The following is a 16,215-nucleotide window of genomic DNA, read 5'->3' as shown; positions in this document are numbered from 1 at the left end:
GCGGATGACACGGGTCAGGGGGCGACGCCCGCGGCGGCCGGCTTGAAGCCCGCGCGGACGTTCTCGCAGCAGCCGGGGCGGCAGACGTCGAACCAGGGTCCGAGGTCGGTCGCGTGCGGCCGGTCGGCCACCGGCGTCCCCCGCAGGCGCTCCTCGACGAGGTCGATCAGCCCCGAGACGAACACCGGATCCACGCCGGGAGTCGGCGTGCGCACCGCACGGATGCCCGCCTCGGCCGCGGCATCCATCGCCTCGGTGTCAAGGTCCCAGAGCACCTCCATGTGGTCGCTCATGAAACCGAGCGGCACGATGGCGACCGCCGTGATCCCGGCGCCCGGGAGCTCCGCGATCACGTCGTTGACGTCGGGCTCGAGCCACGGCTGGCTCGGCGGGCCGGACCGGCTCTGATAGACCAGCTCCCACCCGATCCGGGCGGCCGCGGGGACCTCCGCCGCGACGGCGGCCATCACGACCTCGGCCACCGCGAGATGCTGAGCGGCGTACGCCCCGCCCTCGCCGAGATCGCGGTGGGCGGGGTCGCCCTCGCGGGGACCGGAGCGCTCGGCGTCGGCGGTGGGGATGCTGTGGGTCGAGAAGAGCACCCGGACCGACTCGGGCGGAATGCCGTCGGCGAGGAACCCCGCGACGGCGTCGCGCACCCCGTCGATGAACGGCTGGACGAAGCCGGGGTGGTCGAAGAACTGCCGCACCTTGTCAATCGTCACCGTGCCGGCGAGGCCGGTGTCCGTCAGCACGCGGGCGTAGTCCTCACGGTACTGCCGGCAGCTCGAGAACGAGGAGTACGCGCTGGTCGCGAGACCCAGAAGCTTCGTGCGGCCCGCGGACGCGGCATCCTGCACCGCCTCTTCCAGGTACGGCGCCCAGTTGCGGTTGCCCCAGTACACGGGCAGGTCGATGCCGCGGCGCGCGAGCTCCGCCTCCAGAGCGGCCTTGAGGGCTCGGTTCTGGGCATTGATCGGGCTGATGCCGTCGAAGTGGCGATAGTGGTGCGCCACCTCCTCGAGCCGCTCATCGGGGATGCCGCGGCCACGCGTCACGTTGCGCAGGAACGGGATGACGTCGTCCTGGCCCTCGGGGCCGCCGAAGCCGGCGAGCAGGATCGCGTCGTACGCGACGGGCACCTCCACGTGGGGAGCGCCGCATGCCGCGGCCTCCGACGCGAAGGGCACCGTTACGGCTGCGGACGACGTGCCGGACATGTTCTGCGCTCCCGAGGTCACCCCTCCATCCTCGCACTCCCACGGAGGGCCGGACTCCGCGGGCGACACCTCCCGGCGAGGGCTGGAATAGGCTGGAGCGGTTGCCGCCGGCGCCAGCAGCGCCTGCCCGCGGTCACTCACCCTCACCCCTGGGAGCAATGCAGTGCCTGGAGAGAACCTCACCCGCATCGAGGCGCAGGAGCGCCGCGCGATCGTCGACACCCACTCGTACGAGGTCGTGCTCGACCTGACGAAGGGCGCGGAGGTCTTCGCGTCGCGCACCGTCGTGCGCTTCGCGGCCACCGCGGGCGCCGACACCTTCATCGATCTCATCGCCCGCGACGTGCGCGAGATCACACTGAACGGCCGGTCCATCGACCCGGCGTCGGCGTTCGCCGACTCGCGCATCGCGCTGTCCGGTCTCGAGGCCGAGAACGAGCTCGTCATCGACGCGGACTGCCTCTACACCAACACCGGCGAGGGCCTGCACCGCTTCGTCGACCCGGTCGACGGCGAGGTCTACCTGTACTCGCAGTTCGAGGTGCCCGACTCGCGCCGCATGTTCGCGGTGTTCGAGCAGCCCGACCTGAAGGCGACGTTCCAGTTCACCGTCACGGCGCCCGAGCCGTGGAAGGTCGTCTCCAACTCCCCCACCCCCGAGCCCAAGAAGCACGGCGACGGCTCGGCGACGTGGGCGTTCCCCGCCACGCCGCGCATCTCGTCGTACATCACCGCACTCATCGCCGGGCCGTACGAGGCCACGTTCTCCGAGCTCACCAGCGCCTCGGGTCGTGTGATCCCGCTCGGCGTGTACGGCCGCAAGAGCCTGTGGCAGCACCTCGACGCCGATTACATCTTCGAGAAGACCCGTCAGGGCTTCACCTACTTCGAGGACAAGTTCGACTACGCGTACCCGTTCGAGAAGTACGACCAGCTCTTCGTCCCCGAGTTCAACGCGGGTGCCATGGAGAACGCCGGCGCCGTCACCTTCACCGAGACCTACGTCTTCCGCTCCAAGGTGACCGACGCCGTCAAGGAGCGTCGCGTCGTGACGATCCTCCACGAACTGGCCCACATGTGGTTCGGCGATCTCGTCACCATGAAGTGGTGGAACGACCTCTGGCTCAACGAGTCGTTCGCCGAGTGGGCGTCGACGATCGCGACCGCCGAGGCCACCGAGTGGACCGAGGCGTGGACGACGTTCAACGCGATGGAGAAGACCTGGGCCTACCGCCAGGACCAGCTGCCCTCCACCCATCCCGTCGTCGCGCAGATCAACGACCTCGAGGACGTCCAGGTGAACTTCGACGGCATCACCTACGCCAAGGGCGGCTCGGTGCTCAAGCAGCTCGCCGCGTGGGTCGGCATCGAGCAGTTCTTCGCGGGCGTGGCCGCCTACTTCAAGAAGCACGAGTGGTCCAACACCGAGCTGTCGGACCTGCTCTCCGAGCTCGAGACCACGAGCGGTCGCGAGCTGTCCACCTGGTCGAAGAAGTGGCTCGAGACCGCCGGCGTCAACACGCTCTCCCCCGAGATCGCCACCGACGTCGACGGCACCATCACGCGCTTCGCCATCGTGCAGACCGCCCCCGCGGACTATCCGACGATCCGCCCGCACCGTCTCGGCGTCGGGTTCTACTCGCTCGAGGGCGACGCGCTGGTGCGCGTGCACCACGTCGAGCTGGATGTGGACGGGGACCTCACCGAGGTGCCCGAGCTCAAGGGCCGGAAGCGCCCCGACCTCGTGCTGCTCAACGACGAGGACCTCGCCTACGCGAAGATCCGGCTCGACGAGCGCTCGCTGCAGACCGCGATCGGCCACCTCGCGAAGATCAGCGACCCGCTCGCGCGCTCGCTGGTCTGGGGCGCCGCGTGGGACCAGACGCGGGATGCCGAGGCATCCGCCTCCGACTACGTCGACCTCGTGCTGCGCAACATCGGCGCGGAGACCGAGTCGACGACGGTGCGCACCACGCTCGCGCAGCTGCAGCTCGCGGCGAACTCGTACGTCGCCCCCGCGAAGCGCGACGCGACCCGGCAGAAGGTCGCCGATGCGCTGTGGGCGCTCGCCGAAAGCGCTGAGGCGGGAAGCGACAGCCAGCTGCAGTTCGTGACGGCGTTCGCCAGCGCCGCGGCGACGAGCGCCCAGTGGGACAAGGTGCGCCAGGTGCGCGACGGCGAGGTCTCGTTCGACGGCCTCGAGATCGACACCGACCTCTCATGGCAGCTGCTCGTGTCGCTCGCCGCGGGAGGCGTCGTGAGCGAGGCTGACATCGACGCCGCACTCGCGGCCGACAACACCGCCAAGGGCGGCGAGTTCGCCGCGCAGGCCAAGGCGGCGCTCCCGACCCCCGAGGCCAAGGCCGCCGCCTGGTCGTCTCTCGTCGACCAGGACGACCTGCCGAACACGATCGTGCGCTCGGCCGCGCTCGGCTTCGTGCACCCGGCCGGCCGCGATCAGCTGGGCGCCTTCGTCGAGCCGTACTTCGCGGCGCTGCTGCCGATCTGGGAGTCCCGCAGCTACAAGATCGCCGAGTACCTGATCTTCGGACTGTACCCGGCTCCCCTGGCGAACCTCGAGCTGCAGGCCGCCACGCGCGGCTGGCTCGAGGCCCACGCCGACGCCGCACCTGCCCTGCGACGTCTCGTCGCCGAGAACCTGGCCGGCGTCGAGCGCGCGCTGTCGGTCCAGGAGCGCGACGCCCAGTAGCCGGGATCGGATGCCTCGGCCCCGCACTCAGGTGGGGCCGAGGCTGGCGTCGTTAGGATCGTGGCGATGACGAACTCCCCCTTCATGACCGTCGATCCGACCTCCGGCACGTTCTGGACGGACGTCCTGGCCTTCCTGACCGAGGCCGGGTGGATGCTCGCGAAGATCGCGGGGATCGTCCTCGGCGCCATGCTCGCGGTATGGCTCCTCCGCATCGTCATCCGGCGCGTGGTGAACCGCATCGTCTCGGGTGCGAAGAACAAGGCGGCGGTCGACGACACGCAGGCGCTCGAGCGGTCCCCGCTCGCGTCGGTGCGTCTCGTGCAGCGAACGCGCACGCTCGGGACGATCCTGCAGAACATCGTCGGGGTTTCCGTCGTGATCATCGCGATCATGCTCGTCGTGTGGGTGATCGCGCCAGGAGCGCTCGGATCGCTGACCCTGCTGAGCGCGGCCATCGGAGCGGGCCTCGGCTTCGGCGCCCAGAACATCGTCAAGGACGTGCTCAACGGCATCTTCATCGTCGCCGAGGACCAGGTCGGCATCGGCGACGTGGTCGACCTCGGTCTGGCGTCCGGGATCGTCGAGTACGTCAGCGTGCGGGTGACGCACGTGCGCGACGTCAACGGCACGCTCTGGTACGTGCGCAACGGCGAGGTCACGCGCATCGGAAACCTGTCGCAGGGCTGGTCCCGAGTGATCATCGATCTGTCGATCCCGATCGACGCCGACATCGACGAGGTCGAGCAGCTGATGCTCGAGGCGGCGCGCGGACTCGCGAAGGACGCGAAGTGGCGCACCCGCATCCTCGAGCAGCCCGAGGTCTGGGGACTCGAGTCGATCTCGGGCGACGCGCTCGTCATCCGCCTCGTGATGAAGACGCGCGCCAACGCGAAGGACGACGTGGCGCGCGAGCTGCGGATGCGACTGAAGAAGTCGCTGGACGAGGCCGGGGTCAACCTCCCCGCCCTGAACACGATCATGCCGACGGGGATCGAGGGCGCGCAGCGCGTGCGCGGCGCCAACCCGCCCAAGACCAAGCCGACGGCCGTCACCGGCGTCCCCGCGGCCTCCCGTCCCGTCTGGCGGCCCAAGCGCACCCCCAAGACACCGCCGCCCGCCACCGGCGACGACACGAAGGGCACGCCATGACGGATGCTTCGCCCCAGAGCTTCTACGACGAGATCGGCGGGCACGAGACGTTCGTCCGGCTGGTCGACGCGTTCTACCGCGGCGTGGCCGAGGACGAGGTGCTCAAGCCGATGTACCCCGGGGAGGACCTCGGTCCCGCCCGGGAGCGGCTGACGCTCTTCCTCGAGCAGTACTGGGGCGGGCCGACGACCTACAGCGAGCAGCGCGGACATCCGCGGCTGCGGATGCGCCACGCGCCCTTCCACGTCAACCCGGATGCCCGCGATCGCTGGCTGGCCCACATGCGGGCCGCCGTGGACGAGCTGCAGCTGTCGCCGCTGCACGAGGCGACGCTGTGGGACTACCTGCTGCGGGCCGCACATGCCATGGTGAACACGTTCGAGCCGTCCGGCATCGGGCCCTCCGCCGGGGGCCGGGACTCGGCATCCGGTTCGCTGCCCGTCACCGCCGTCCCGCCGACGGCCTGATCCCCCTCCCGCGCATCTCCGCACTCGACGAAGGAGTCGACATGCCCGCAGCCCCCACCTCGCACACCGCCGACGTGCTCGTGATCGGCTGGGGCCTCGCGGGCCTCGTCGCCGCGTCCGAAGCCGTGGCCGCCGGCAAGCGGGTCGTCATCGTCGACCAGGAGCCCCGGTCGAACCTCGGCGGCCAGGCATGGTGGTCGTTCGGCGGGCTGTTCTTCATCGACTCCCCCGAGCAGCGGCGGATGGGCATCAAGGACTCGATCGAGCTCGCTCGCCAGGACTGGTTCGGCAACGCCGGCTTCGACCGCGACGAGGACCTGTGGCCGCGCCGCTGGGCCGAGGCGTACCTGCAGTTCGCGCACGAGGAGAAGCGCGCGTGGCTGCGGGAGAAGGGCGTCGGGTTCTTCCCCGTGGTGGGGTGGGCCGAGCGCGGCGGTTACACCGCGACCGGCCCCGGCAACTCGGTTCCCCGCTTCCACATCACCTGGGGCACGGGTCCCGGCCTCGTCGCGCCGTTCCAGGCGGCCGTGGAGACGGGCGAGGCGCAGGGACGCGTCACGATCCTGCCGCGCCATCGGGTCACGCGGCTCACGGTGACCGGTGGAGCCGTGACGGGCGCGGAGGGCGACATCCTCGCTCCCTCCGGGGCGGCGCGCGGTGTGGCCTCGTCACGAGAGACGGTGGGGTTCTTCGCGATCACGGCGGGAGCGACGATCGTGTCGTCGGGCGGCATCGGTGGAAATCACGAGCTCGTGCGCCGCTGGTGGCCCGAGCGGCTCGGCACCGCGCCGGTGACGATGGTCACGGGCGTACCGGCCTATGTCGACGGCTCCATGCAGGAGGTGTCCGAGGCTGCGGGCGCGCGGCTCATCAACGGCGACCGCATGTGGCACTACGTCGAGGGGATCCAGAACTGGGATCCGGTCTGGCCGGATCACGGCATCCGGATCCTCCCCGGTCCGTCTTCGGTGTGGCTCGACGCGACCGGCCACCGCCTCCCCGTGCCGCTCTTCCCCGGCTTCGACACGCTCGGGACGCTCGCCCACCTGCGCGCCACCGGCCACGACCATTCCTGGTTCGTGCTCTCGCAGCAGATCATCGAGAAGGAGTTCACCCTCTCGGGCAGCGAGCAGAACCCCGACCTCACCGGCAAGGACGTGCGCCTGCTGGCGAAGTCGAGACTGGGCAAGGGCGCGGCGGGACCGGTTCAGGCGTTCATGGACAAGGGCGCCGACTTCGTCGTGCGCGACACCCTGGACGAGCTGATCGCGGGCATGAAGGCGCTGCCGGGCGGGGACGTGCTGGACGCCGACCGCGTGCGCCTCGAGATCGAGGCGCGCGACCGCGAGATCGACAACGACTTCACGAAGGACGCGCAGATCGCGATGCTGCGCTCAGCCCGCGCCTACCGCGGCGACCGGCTGATCCGCACCGCCACTCCGCACCGCATCCTCGACCCGAAGTCCGGGCCCCTCATCGCGGTGAAGCTGCACGTGCTCACCCGCAAGTCGCTCGGAGGCATCGAGACGGACCTGTCCGGGCGCGCCCTGGGTTCGACCGGCGAGCCCGTTCCGGGCCTGTACGCCGCGGGCGAGGCGAGCGGATTCGGCGGCGGCGGAGTGCACGGCTACCGGGCGCTGGAGGGCACGTTCGTCGGCGGATGCCTCTTCAGCGGTCGCGCCGCGGGTCGAGCGGCCGGCACCGCGGTCTGAGTCCGGACGCGTCAGCCCGCTGCGGATCCGGTGCGCCGCACCGGCGTCATCCCGACGGCGACGGGACCGCGGACCACGACGTGGCCGCGCGCGAGGCTGATGCGGGTCCAGGGGCCGCTCGAGAAGACGCGGGCGGTCTCGGCGCCGCTGATGAACCCCATGCTCAGCGCAGCGAACGCTGCGCCGAGGGGAAGTCCGGCGAGTTCGTCGTCCGGCGCACCCCACACGGTCGCCCGGATCGCCCGTACGACGTCTTCGCCCGCATCCGTCGGCACGGCGTCGGCAACCCGGGCGATCCCGCCCTGCGCCTGCGCGGCGAGCACGGATGCCTCGATCCCGTCCTGCGGCGTCCACCCCGAACGGGGCGGTGCGATTCCCGCCCAGGCGGGCGACAGCGCGGTGTCGGGCAGCTGGACGGCCGTCGCGTCATCCGGCGCAGCGGACAGAGCGGATGCCTCTACCACGAGATCGCACACCAGCTCGGGGTCGGCGGCGAGGGTGCGCATCGCGAGGACCGTGGGGGTGGCGTCGCCGATCCCGCGAGGAGCGAGTGGGGCGGCCGTCATGACGAGGACGCCGCCGGACGCCTGCAGCCGAACGGGCTCGTCGGTGAACCGGGCGGTGCGGCCCGCGAACGTCAGCGCATCGGCGGCGGACTCGGCATCGGCGAGCAGGAGGCGGGGGGACATCGCCTCTAAGCTACCAATCGGAGACACGGGTGGCGGGCGGCCCCCGGAAGGGAGATCCGTGGAGCAGGCGGACTGGAAGCCCGACCCCGACCCCGTCGCGTCGATGCTGGCCGTGCTCGACCTGGCCGGGTCGGATGCGCGGACGACGGAGGACATCTTCACGGGTGTGTCGCAGTCCATGCCCCTCGGCCGCGTCTACGGCGGCCAGGTGCTCGCACAGTCGCTCGTGGCGGCCGAGAGGACGCTTCCCGACGAGCGCGTCGTGCACTCGATGCACGGCTACTTCCTCCGGCCCGGCGACTCGGCGAAGGGCATCACGTTCGCGGTGGACCGCATCCACGACGGCCGCTCGTTCTCGACCCGCCGCACGCAGGCGTTCCAGGAGGGCGTGCCGATCTTCTCGATGATCGCGTCGTTCCAGGACGAGGACCCGGGGGTCGAGCACCACGCGCCGATGCCGCAGGACCTTCCGGCGCCCGAGGAGCTGCCCGATGTCGAGGCGCACCTGCAGGGCCTGCATCCGATGTCCAAGCGCCTGTTCACGGATCGGCCCGTCGACCTGCGTCACGTGCCGTCGCCGATCTATCTCACGGTCGACGGGGCCCGCGAGCCGAGCCAGGCGGTGTGGATGAAGGTGCGACGCCCGATCCCCGACGATCCGGCGATCCATCGCGCCGCGCTGGCGTATCTCAGCGACCTGACGATCCAGGAGTCGATCCTTCGGGCGCACGGCATCCCGTGGGCGCTGCGCGGGCTGAAGGTCGCCAGTCTCGACCACGCGATGTGGTGGCACCGGCCGGGACGGGCGGACGAGTGGATGCTGTACGTCCAGGAGTCCCCGAGTGCACGCGGGGGCCGCGGGCTGGCCACCGGCCGCATCTACGCGCAGGACGGCAGGCTGCTGGCGAGCGTCGCGCAGGAGATCATGGTGCGGGTGCCCGAGGAGCCGTCCGCGGCGTCGTGAGCGGTCGGCGCAGGTGACGACTCAGCGCCGGTGCGCGCAGTCGGCTCAGCGCCGGTGCGCGTAGTCGATCGGGTCGCCGACGTAGGGCTCCCAGGCCTCGCGCTCGGCCGCCGAGAGCCGCAGCGGGCGCCCGGTCGCGGCATCCACCTTCACGACGACCGTCGTCGCCCGCGCGTACACGGTCTGGCCTGCGTCGCCGGCGCTCTCGAGGGGGCTGCAGACCTCGTAGCAGACCTCGATGCTCGACCCGCCGAGCTTGCCGAACCACATCTGCACGTCCAGCGGATGCCGCTGGTAGGGCACCGGCGCCAGATACTCGATCTCCTGGCGCGCGATCAGGGTGAGCACGCCGTGGTGGATGCTCGATTCCAGCACCGCCGTTCCGGGGGCGTCCTCCCCCGGTGCGGGCAGCCAGAAGGCGCGGACGCGCGCCTCCTCGAGCAGCTTGAGCATCGAGGTGTTGTTGACGTGGTTGAACGCGTCGAGGTCTCCCCAGCGCAGGTGGATGGGGATGTGCAGCCGCTGCCCGCCGCCTGCGCCCGCGCCTGCGTGGACCTCGGTGTCAGTCACGCGTGAGCTTGCGGTAGGCGGAGCGGTGGGGCTTGGCGGCCTCGGGGCCGAGGCGCTCGATCTTGTTCTCCTCGTAGGCTTCGAAGTTCCCCTCGAACCAGTACCACTTGTCGGGGTTCTCGTCGGTGCCCTCGTAGGCGAGGATGTGGGTCGCGATGCGGTCCAGGAACCACCGGTCGTGCGTGATGACCACGGCGCAGCCGGGGAACTCCAGCAGCGCGTTCTCGAGCGACTGCAGGGTTTCGACGTCGAGGTCGTTCGTCGGCTCGTCGAGCAGCAGCAGGTTGCCGCCCTCCTTGAGCGTGAGCGCGAGGTTGAGGCGGTTGCGCTCACCACCGGAGAGCACGCCGGCCTTCTTCTGCTGGTCCGGACCCTTGAAGCCGAACTTCGACACGTAGGCACGCGAGGGGATCTCGGTCTTGCCGACCGTGATGATGTCGAGGCCGTCGGACACGACCTCCCACAGCGTCTTGTTCGGATCGATGTTGGAGCGGGACTGGTCGACGTAGCTGATCTTGACGGTCTCGCCGATCTTGAGATCGCCGCCGTCGAGGGGCTCGAGTCCGACGATCGTCTTGAAGAGGGTCGTCTTGCCCACACCGTTCGGGCCGATCACGCCCACGATCCCGTTGGGCGGAAGGCTGAAGCTCAGTCCGTCGATGAGCGAGCGGCCGTCGAAGCCCTTCTCGAGCTTCTTGGCCTCGATCACGATGCTGCCCAGGCGCGGCCCCGGCGGGATCGTGATCTCCTCGAAGTCCAGCTTGCGCGTGCGGTCGGCTTCGGCGGCCATCTCCTCGTAGCGCGCGAGACGGGCCTTCGACTTGGCCTGGCGCCCCTTCGCGTTGGAGCGCACCCACTCCAGCTCCTCCGCCAGGCGCTTGGCGAGCTTGGCGTCCTTCTTGCCCTGGATGGCGAGGCGCTCGCCCTTCTTCTCGAGATAGGTCGAGTAGTTGCCCTCGTAGCCGATCAGCCGGCCGCGGTCGACCTCGGCGATCCACTCCGCGACGTTGTCGAGGAAGTACCGGTCGTGCGTGATCGCGATCACCGCGCCGGGGTACTTCTGGAGGTGCTGCTCGAGCCACAGCACGCTCTCGGCGTCCAGGTGGTTCGTCGGCTCGTCCAGGAGGAGGAGGTCGGGCTTCTGCAGCAGCAGCTTCGTCAGCGCGACGCGACGCTTCTCACCGCCGGACAGCGGACCGATCTCGGCGTCGCCGGGGGGCGTACGCAGCGCATCCATCGCCTGCTCGAGCTGGGAGTCGAGGTCCCACGCGTCGGCCGCGTCGATCTCCTCCTGCAGCACGCCCATCTCGGCAAGGAGCGCGTCGAAGTCGGCATCCGGGTCGGCCATGAGGCCGGAGATCTCGTTGAACCGGTCGACCTTCGCCTTGATCGCGATGCCGTCCTGGATGTTCTCGAGCACCGTCTTGGACTCGTCGAGCTCCGGCTCCTGCATGAGGATGCCGACGCTGAAGCCGGGCGAGAGCTTGGCCTCGCCGTTGGACGGGGTGTCGAGCCCGGCCATGATCTTGAGGATCGTCGACTTGCCGGCACCGTTCGGGCCGACCATGCCGATCTTCGCTCCCGGGAGGAACGCCATGGTGACGTCGTCGAGGATGAGCTTGTCTCCGACCGCCTTGCGGGCGCGGACCATCGAGTAGATGTATTCAGCCATGTCGTTCGAACGTTCTCCTCTGCCGTGACGTCAGCGTCCCAGCCTACCGGCCGGACCACCGCCCCGAGGCCTCGCCGCCGTCACGCTCGTCGACGCTCACCAGTCGATCGGACGAGTCTCACCGATGAGGCAGCCGCTCTCCTCGACCACCGGCATGACGATCGTCACAGGGTCGCCGGTGGTCGGTCCGACCTGGCCGATCAGGCACTGGTCACCCCACTGCACGGAGAACTGGATGCTCTCGGCAGGGTTGTCGATGGTGGTGCGGTCGTTCGTGACCTCCATCGCCGCCTTGTCGAATCCCGCGGCGACGAGGGCATCGATGTAAGCGCGACCGGACACCTGTCCGTCGGAGCCCCACACCTCCTCGGTGACGGCGGTGAAGAGCGGGAGATTGTCGTAGGCGTTCCCGTCCGGGACGAGCGCGAGCTCTTCCGCCGAGGGCGCACTGCCGGGAGTCGGAGTCGCGGATGCCGACGCCGGCTCTTCCGTCGGATCGGCGCTCGTCGACGCCGTACCCGGAGCGGTGCCGGTGCATCCCGCGATCAGGAGCACGAGCGCCACGACCGCACCGGCGGCTGATCTGCGAGCGGCAGACGAGGGGCGGGAGCGCTCGGGATGTCGGGGCACGGGGAGAGTATAGGTGCCGACACCCCGAGCGCCGCTGTGACCTCAGAACGGCGGCTCGGCGCCCACGAGGGCGAGTGGACGGACCGTCGCGTCGCCCGACGGCGCCTCGGTCGTCGTGGCCGAGTCGTCGGCAGGTGCCCAGGATTCCTCGCCGGCATCCGGCGCTTCCTCCCAGTCGCCCTCGGGCGCGGGCGCCGGGGGTCGGGCGGCCTTGGTGAACACACTGGTGCCCCACAGCAGATCGTGACCGACCGCGTCGGCATCGATCTCGACGGCGGTACCCCGAGTGGTGCCGTTGTCCCAGTTGCGGATGCGCAGCCGCCCCGAGACGACGACGCGGTCGCCGCGCCGCAGCGAGGCGTGCGCATGCTCGGCGAGCCCGCGGAAAGCCGACACCGCATACCAGTTCGTGTCTCCGTCGACCCAGGTCTTCGACGCGCGATCGAATCGGCGCTGCCCGCTCCCGACCCGGAACGACGCGATGGCCAAGCCCCCCGCGGTGTGCTTGAGCTCGGGGTCGCCGGCGAGGTTCCCCGTGATGGTGATCGTGTCACTCATGTCCTTGTCCTTCCTCGTCACCGGGGTCTCTCCCCGGCCCCGCCGACGCCCGAGTGCCCGTCGGGCGCCGGCGGTGCGACCACCCTTGCCGGTCTCGGGTTCCCGCAGCGTTCTCCAGGCATGACTGGTGAAAGTCGTCGCTCAGGGCGCGCCTGTGGAGGAAAGAGGGCGCGTTCGATGTCGGAGGTCGCACATATGTTCGAATCGGAAGGAGATCGACATGACCCTCACCGACATCCAGGCCATCAGCACCCCATCCGTGCCACCCGGCGTTCCGCTGCGCCTACTCGAGGCTGCACCCTCGCTGTGGCGGGTGGTCGACCGCACCGGCCGGGCGATCGGGCACCTGCAGGCCGTTTCGCAGGGCGGCGGCATCCGCTACCGGGCGCGGCGATTCCAGCAGGCGTCACGGGCGTTCCTCGACCTCGGAGAGTTCTGGAGCGTGTCCGATGCCCTCGACTGCCTGCGCTTCGCGCGGTGAGCTCACACCACCGACTCGAACTGCTCCACGAGCGAGACCGGTGCGCCGGCCTTGACGCTCCGCCAAGACTCGGCGAGAAGCTCGGCCGCACGCACCATGTCATCGGGCGGCGCGGTGAACGGAACGCGCAGGTGCCGATCGTGGCCGCCGTCCACCGAGAACCGCGGGCCGGCGGAGAGCAGCACGCCACGCGAGCGCACGTCCATCACAAGCGCAGAGCTCAGGGGCGCATCCAGCTCGATCCACAGCGACACACCGCCCGGGGCGTGCGGGATCCGCCATGACGGCAGGTGGGTGCGCAGCGCGTCCGTCACCGCGTCCCTTCCGGCACGCAGCAGAGCCGATCGCTGGGCGGCGATCGCCGTGAAGTCGGTGAGCAGCGCCGATGCCACGGCCTGCTCGAACTCCGGGGTCCCGAGGTCGTGCGCCGGCCGGGCGGCGACGAGCCGGCGCACGAGGTCTCCCTCGGCGCGGATCCAGCCCACTCGCAGGCCTCCCCATACGGTCTTCCCGAGCGAGCCGATCCGCACGACCCCGGCGGGGTCCGCGGCGGCGAATCCGGCGGGCAGCGGCCCGCGATCGATGTCGAGATCCGCCGTGGTCTCGTCGAGCACCAGGATCGACCCGGCGCGTTCGGCAGCGGCCAGGATCGCGCTGCGCTCCCCCGCGTCCATGGACCGCCCCGTCGGGTTCTGGAAGTCGGGCATCAGGTAGGCCATGACGGGCAGCGTGCGAGCGAAAGCCTGCTCGGCGCGGTCGAGATCCCAGCCGTGGTCGACCGTGACGGGCACCCCCACCAGCCGCGCTCCGGAGCGCCGCAGCGCATCCACCGCGTGCGGGTACGTGGGGGTCTCGATGACGACGCGATCACCGCGGCCGAGCAGCACGGATGCGACGAGGTGGATGGCGCTCTGCGCCCCGGTGGTGACGAGCACTTCCGCTGCCGTCGTCGGAATCCCCCGGCGTGCGTAGTGCGCCGCGATCGCCTCACGCAGCTCGATGCTGCCGAGCACGTCGTATCCGACACGCGACACGAGCGACGCCGCACCCGCCGCCACCTCGCTCATGATCCCCGCGAGACCCGGCCACGCAGGCGGGCTGGCCTGCTGCAGATCGATCATCCCGTCGGCTGCGGTAGCGCGGCCCGGGTCACGACGCTGAAGCGGGAGGGTCACGCTCCCCGAGCCGCGCAGGCTGGCGATGTGTCCCGTCTCGCGCAGGCTGCGGTACGCCGCGGCGACGGTGCTCCGGCTGAGGTGGAGCGACGCGGCCAGCTCCCGCTCCGCCGGGAGGGCGGTGCGCGGTGCGAGCCGGTTGTCGAGACACAGCAGACGGATGCCGTCGGCCAGCGCTTCGTACGCGGGCTCGCGCGTGCGCCACCCGCCGAGAGCCAGGGCGAGGGCACGCGCCGAGATGCGAGAGTACCAGTGGCCACAAAACCCATATTGGGCTGCACAGGGCATGCCAATCATGCGATTGGATGGCTCATATGGTTCGTCGCGTCATCCAGCTCTTCGTCGGTCTCTTCCTGTACGGTGCCGGCTGTGCGATGACGGTCGAGGCGGGGCTCGGCGTCGACCCGTGGACCGTGCTCGCCGAGGGCATCTCCCTTCACACGGGCATCGGCATCGGATGGGTCGCCAACATCCTGGGCTTCTTCGTCCTTCTCCTCTGGATCCCGTTGCGCCAGAAGCCCGGCATCGGCACGATCGCCAACATCCTTCTGGTGGGGACCAGCATGCAGTTCGTGCTGTGGATCTTCCCGCCGGTGTCGGGGATCGTGGCGCAGTTCGCGGTGCTCCTCGGCGGCATCCTCGTCGTGGCCCTCGCGTCTGGGCTGTACATCGGCGCCCACTTCGGCCCGGGGCCTCGCGACGGCCTCATGACCGGGATGCATCGGCGCCTGGGATGGCCGATCTGGACGTGCCGCGCTCTCGTCGAGCTCACGGTGCTCCTGATCGGGTGGCTGCTCGGAGGGACCGTCGGCATCGGCACGGTGCTCTTCGCGTTCCTCATCGGGCCGCTCGTGCATGTCGCCCTGCCGCTGCTCGACACACGCCGCGAGATCGCCGCTTCGGCCGGTGCTCAACCGAAGGCGGACGTGCCGCACTGGTGAGCGCGGAGCGAGCCGGGGCGGGTCAGTGCTCCCGGAACTCGGGCCAATCGCTGCCGGGCGTCATCCGTGAATGCAGCGCGCTCTTGGCGATCTCCATCGACGGATAGCTGCCGGCGGAAGCGTCGGCGCCGGCCATCGTCACGGTGTAGCCGCCGTCGTCCTTGCGGATGCTGCCCACGACTCCCGACGGGCCGTAGGCGACCCAGAGAGGGTGGTGCGTCTCGGTGGTGCTCATGAGAGAACTCCTTTCGAAGCGTCCGATGCCGACGCTACGCCGCCCTCGCCGCGCGCACCAGCCTTCGACGGCCGGCGTGTCGAACCGATAGCCTGTCTGTCGTCCTTCCCTCCGTAGCTCAGGGGACAGAGCGAGCGGTTTCTACCCGCAAGGTCGGGGGTTCGAATCCTCCCGGAGGGGCTGTTCACTTCGACGACCACGTCGAAGCGTCAGCGTCTGTGGCCGTCAATAGGATGGAGTGCATGGTGGGGGCACCCGAGAACGACCGTCTCGTCTGGATCGACTGCGAGATGACGGGGCTCGACCTTGGGGTCGATGAGCTCGTCGAGATCGCCGTCGTGGTCACCGATTTCGAGCTGCGACCACTGCACCCGGGGTTCCAGGTCGTCATCAAGCCCGATGCGAGCGCACTGGACCACATGAACGAGTTCGTCACGAAGATGCACGAGAAATCGGGACTGCTCGACGAGATCCCCCACGGGGTCAGTGTGGCGGATGCCGAGTTCCAGGCACTCGAGTACATCCAGCAGTTCGTCCCGCTCGAGGGCAAGGCGCCGCTCGCCGGCAACACGATCGGCACCGACCGCATGTTCATCGCGAAGTACATGCCGCGCATCGATCACTGGCTGCACTACCGCAACGTCGACGTGTCGAGCATCAAAGAGCTCGCCCGGCGCTGGTACCCGCGCGCCTACATCCATGCCCCCGCGAAAGAGGGCGGCCACCGCGCCCTCGCCGACATCATCGAATCGATCCGCGAACTCGCCTACTATCGCCAGGCGGTGTTCGTGCCCGAGCCCGGGCCCTCGAGCGACGGGGCACGTGCGGCAGCGGCCGCGGCCGTGTCGTCGTTCGCCCCGGAGGTGTGAGAGAATCTTCTGGTTGCCCGCTCAGGCGGGAGACATGGTGGGTATAGCTCAGTTGGTAGAGCACCTGGTTGTGGTCCAGGGGGCCGCGGGTTCAAGTCCCGTTACTCACCCCAAGTCAGGCACCGCCGCTTCGGCGAGCGGCCCCGCAGCGCTCGTGAGCGAGGCATCAT

General features: G+C 70.0%; 16 protein-coding genes and 2 tRNA genes. 10 read left to right on the top strand and 8 right to left on the bottom strand.

All coding sequences use genetic code 11. The features are described 5' to 3' along the window. Positions 1 to 14: 14 nt before the first annotated feature. Positions 15 to 1,220 (bottom strand): ferrochelatase, encoded by a 1,206-nt coding sequence (locus ACE3O1_RS03965; RefSeq protein ID WP_374312695.1) that lies wholly within the window; start codon positions 1,218 to 1,220, stop codon positions 15 to 17. Between the two features lie 163 nt (positions 1,221 to 1,383). Here ACE3O1_RS03965 and pepN point away from each other — a divergent pair, with 163 nt between their 5' ends. The 4 genes from pepN to ACE3O1_RS03945 all read left to right on the top strand — a co-directional run bounded on the left by pepN (position 1,384) and on the right by ACE3O1_RS03945 (position 7,261). Beyond that, a complete protein-coding gene (pepN, locus tag ACE3O1_RS03960) occupies positions 1,384 to 3,930 on the top strand; it encodes an aminopeptidase N (protein ID WP_374312645.1) in 2,547 nt (848 codons plus the stop codon). Positions 3,931 to 3,996: 66 nt separating this feature from the next. Then, a complete protein-coding gene (locus tag ACE3O1_RS03955) occupies positions 3,997 to 5,082 on the top strand; it encodes a mechanosensitive ion channel family protein (RefSeq protein ID WP_374312642.1) in 1,086 nt (361 codons plus the stop codon). Beyond that, positions 5,079 to 5,549 (top strand): globin, encoded by a 471-nt coding sequence (locus ACE3O1_RS03950; protein WP_374312640.1) that lies wholly within the window; start codon positions 5,079 to 5,081, stop codon positions 5,547 to 5,549. The genes ACE3O1_RS03955 and ACE3O1_RS03950 overlap by 4 nt, the downstream gene beginning before the upstream one ends. 41 nt (positions 5,550 to 5,590) lie before the next feature. Next, on the top strand, positions 5,591 to 7,261 hold the full coding sequence (locus ACE3O1_RS03945; RefSeq protein WP_374312638.1) for an FAD-binding dehydrogenase: 1,671 nt from the start codon (positions 5,591 to 5,593) through the stop codon (positions 7,259 to 7,261). A gap of 11 nt (positions 7,262 to 7,272) precedes the next feature. On the opposite strand, the gene ACE3O1_RS03940 is transcribed toward ACE3O1_RS03945, so the two are convergent. Then, positions 7,273 to 7,950, bottom strand: a complete 678-nt coding sequence (locus ACE3O1_RS03940; protein WP_374312636.1) for a hypothetical protein — start codon at positions 7,948 to 7,950, stop codon at positions 7,273 to 7,275. 103 nt (positions 7,951 to 8,053) lie between these two features. Here ACE3O1_RS03940 and ACE3O1_RS03935 point away from each other — a divergent pair, with 103 nt between their 5' ends. After that, positions 8,054 to 8,914 carry an acyl-CoA thioesterase gene (locus ACE3O1_RS03935; protein ID WP_374312693.1) on the top strand — a complete coding sequence of 287 codons (861 nt, stop codon included), beginning with the start codon at positions 8,054 to 8,056 and terminating at the stop codon, positions 8,912 to 8,914. A 45-nt stretch (positions 8,915 to 8,959) separates the two neighbouring features. Here ACE3O1_RS03935 and ACE3O1_RS03930 read toward each other — a convergent pair whose 3' ends face one another. The 4 genes from ACE3O1_RS03930 to ACE3O1_RS03915 form a co-directional block, all read right to left on the bottom strand. Continuing rightward, positions 8,960 to 9,484: an acyl-CoA thioesterase gene (locus ACE3O1_RS03930; RefSeq protein ID WP_374312634.1), complete on the bottom strand. Its 525-nt coding sequence runs from the start codon at positions 9,482 to 9,484 to the stop codon at positions 8,960 to 8,962. After that, positions 9,477 to 11,156, bottom strand: coding sequence for an energy-dependent translational throttle protein EttA (gene ettA / locus ACE3O1_RS03925; protein WP_374312631.1), 1,680 nt, complete (start codon positions 11,154 to 11,156; stop codon positions 9,477 to 9,479). The genes ACE3O1_RS03930 and ettA overlap by 8 nt, the downstream gene beginning before the upstream one ends. 96 nt (positions 11,157 to 11,252) lie before the next feature. Further along, complete coding sequence (locus tag ACE3O1_RS03920) at positions 11,253 to 11,786, bottom strand: hypothetical protein (protein WP_374312629.1); 534 nt, start codon at positions 11,784 to 11,786, stop codon at positions 11,253 to 11,255. Between the two features lie 42 nt (positions 11,787 to 11,828). After that, positions 11,829 to 12,344, bottom strand: a complete 516-nt coding sequence (locus ACE3O1_RS03915) for a single-stranded DNA-binding protein (RefSeq protein ID WP_374312627.1) — start codon at positions 12,342 to 12,344, stop codon at positions 11,829 to 11,831. A 220-nt stretch (positions 12,345 to 12,564) separates the two neighbouring features. Between ACE3O1_RS03915 and ACE3O1_RS03910 the strand changes: the two genes are divergently transcribed. Next, positions 12,565 to 12,825, top strand: coding sequence for a hypothetical protein (locus tag ACE3O1_RS03910; protein WP_374312625.1), 261 nt, complete (start codon positions 12,565 to 12,567; stop codon positions 12,823 to 12,825). Positions 12,826 to 12,827: 2 nt separating this feature from the next. Here ACE3O1_RS03910 and ACE3O1_RS03905 read toward each other — a convergent pair whose 3' ends face one another. Continuing rightward, on the bottom strand, positions 12,828 to 14,288 hold the full coding sequence (locus ACE3O1_RS03905) for a PLP-dependent aminotransferase family protein (RefSeq protein WP_374312623.1): 1,461 nt from the start codon (positions 14,286 to 14,288) through the stop codon (positions 12,828 to 12,830). Between the two features lie 26 nt (positions 14,289 to 14,314). On the opposite strand from ACE3O1_RS03905, the gene ACE3O1_RS03900 reads away from it, so the two are divergent. Beyond that, entirely contained in the window at positions 14,315 to 14,941 is a 627-nt protein-coding gene (locus ACE3O1_RS03900; protein WP_374312621.1) for a YitT family protein, read from the top strand. Between the two features lie 22 nt (positions 14,942 to 14,963). On the opposite strand, the gene ACE3O1_RS03895 is transcribed toward ACE3O1_RS03900, so the two are convergent. Further along, positions 14,964 to 15,176 (bottom strand): methyltransferase, encoded by a 213-nt coding sequence (locus ACE3O1_RS03895; RefSeq protein WP_374312619.1) that lies wholly within the window; start codon positions 15,174 to 15,176, stop codon positions 14,964 to 14,966. Positions 15,177 to 15,283: 107 nt separating this feature from the next. Here ACE3O1_RS03895 and ACE3O1_RS03890 point away from each other — a divergent pair. The 3 genes from ACE3O1_RS03890 to ACE3O1_RS03880 all read left to right on the top strand — a co-directional run bounded on the left by ACE3O1_RS03890 (position 15,284) and on the right by ACE3O1_RS03880 (position 16,158). Beyond that, positions 15,284 to 15,356 (top strand) — tRNA-Arg (locus ACE3O1_RS03890). Between the two features lie 62 nt (positions 15,357 to 15,418). Then, on the top strand, positions 15,419 to 16,045 hold the full coding sequence (gene orn / locus ACE3O1_RS03885) for an oligoribonuclease (RefSeq protein WP_374312617.1): 627 nt from the start codon (positions 15,419 to 15,421) through the stop codon (positions 16,043 to 16,045). 37 nt (positions 16,046 to 16,082) lie between these two features. Further along, positions 16,083 to 16,158: transfer RNA gene (locus ACE3O1_RS03880), tRNA-His, on the top strand. The last annotated feature ends 57 nt before the right edge of the window (positions 16,159 to 16,215 follow it).

The organism is Microbacterium sp. (assembly GCF_041909575.1).
Taxonomy (GTDB): Bacteria; Actinomycetota; Actinomycetes; order Actinomycetales; family Microbacteriaceae; genus Microbacterium.
The sequence above is the reverse complement of the archived record's forward strand: the minus strand, read 5'-3'. Positions and strand labels throughout refer to the sequence as shown.

Coding starts and splice junctions, on each gene's coding strand:
- ACE3O1_RS03950 (WP_374312640.1), top strand. CDS start 5,079: ATGACGGATGCTTCGCCCCAGAGCTTCTACGACGAGATCGGCGGGCAC.
- ACE3O1_RS03895 (WP_374312619.1), bottom strand. CDS start 15,176: ATGAGCACCACCGAGACGCACCACCCTCTCTGGGTCGCCTACGGCCCG.
- ACE3O1_RS03955 (WP_374312642.1), top strand. CDS start 3,997: ATGACGAACTCCCCCTTCATGACCGTCGATCCGACCTCCGGCACGTTC.
- ACE3O1_RS03935 (WP_374312693.1), top strand. CDS start 8,054: ATGCTGGCCGTGCTCGACCTGGCCGGGTCGGATGCGCGGACGACGGAG.
- ettA (WP_374312631.1), bottom strand. CDS start 11,156: ATGGCTGAATACATCTACTCGATGGTCCGCGCCCGCAAGGCGGTCGGA.
- ACE3O1_RS03905 (WP_374312623.1), bottom strand. CDS start 14,288: ATGCCCTGTGCAGCCCAATATGGGTTTTGTGGCCACTGGTACTCTCGC.
- orn (WP_374312617.1), top strand. CDS start 15,419: ATGGTGGGGGCACCCGAGAACGACCGTCTCGTCTGGATCGACTGCGAG.
- ACE3O1_RS03945 (WP_374312638.1), top strand. CDS start 5,591: ATGCCCGCAGCCCCCACCTCGCACACCGCCGACGTGCTCGTGATCGGC.
- ACE3O1_RS03965 (WP_374312695.1), bottom strand. CDS start 1,220: ATGTCCGGCACGTCGTCCGCAGCCGTAACGGTGCCCTTCGCGTCGGAG.
- ACE3O1_RS03910 (WP_374312625.1), top strand. CDS start 12,565: ATGACCCTCACCGACATCCAGGCCATCAGCACCCCATCCGTGCCACCC.
- ACE3O1_RS03900 (WP_374312621.1), top strand. CDS start 14,315: ATGGTTCGTCGCGTCATCCAGCTCTTCGTCGGTCTCTTCCTGTACGGT.
- ACE3O1_RS03915 (WP_374312627.1), bottom strand. CDS start 12,344: ATGAGTGACACGATCACCATCACGGGGAACCTCGCCGGCGACCCCGAG.
- ACE3O1_RS03940 (WP_374312636.1), bottom strand. CDS start 7,950: ATGTCCCCCCGCCTCCTGCTCGCCGATGCCGAGTCCGCCGCCGATGCG.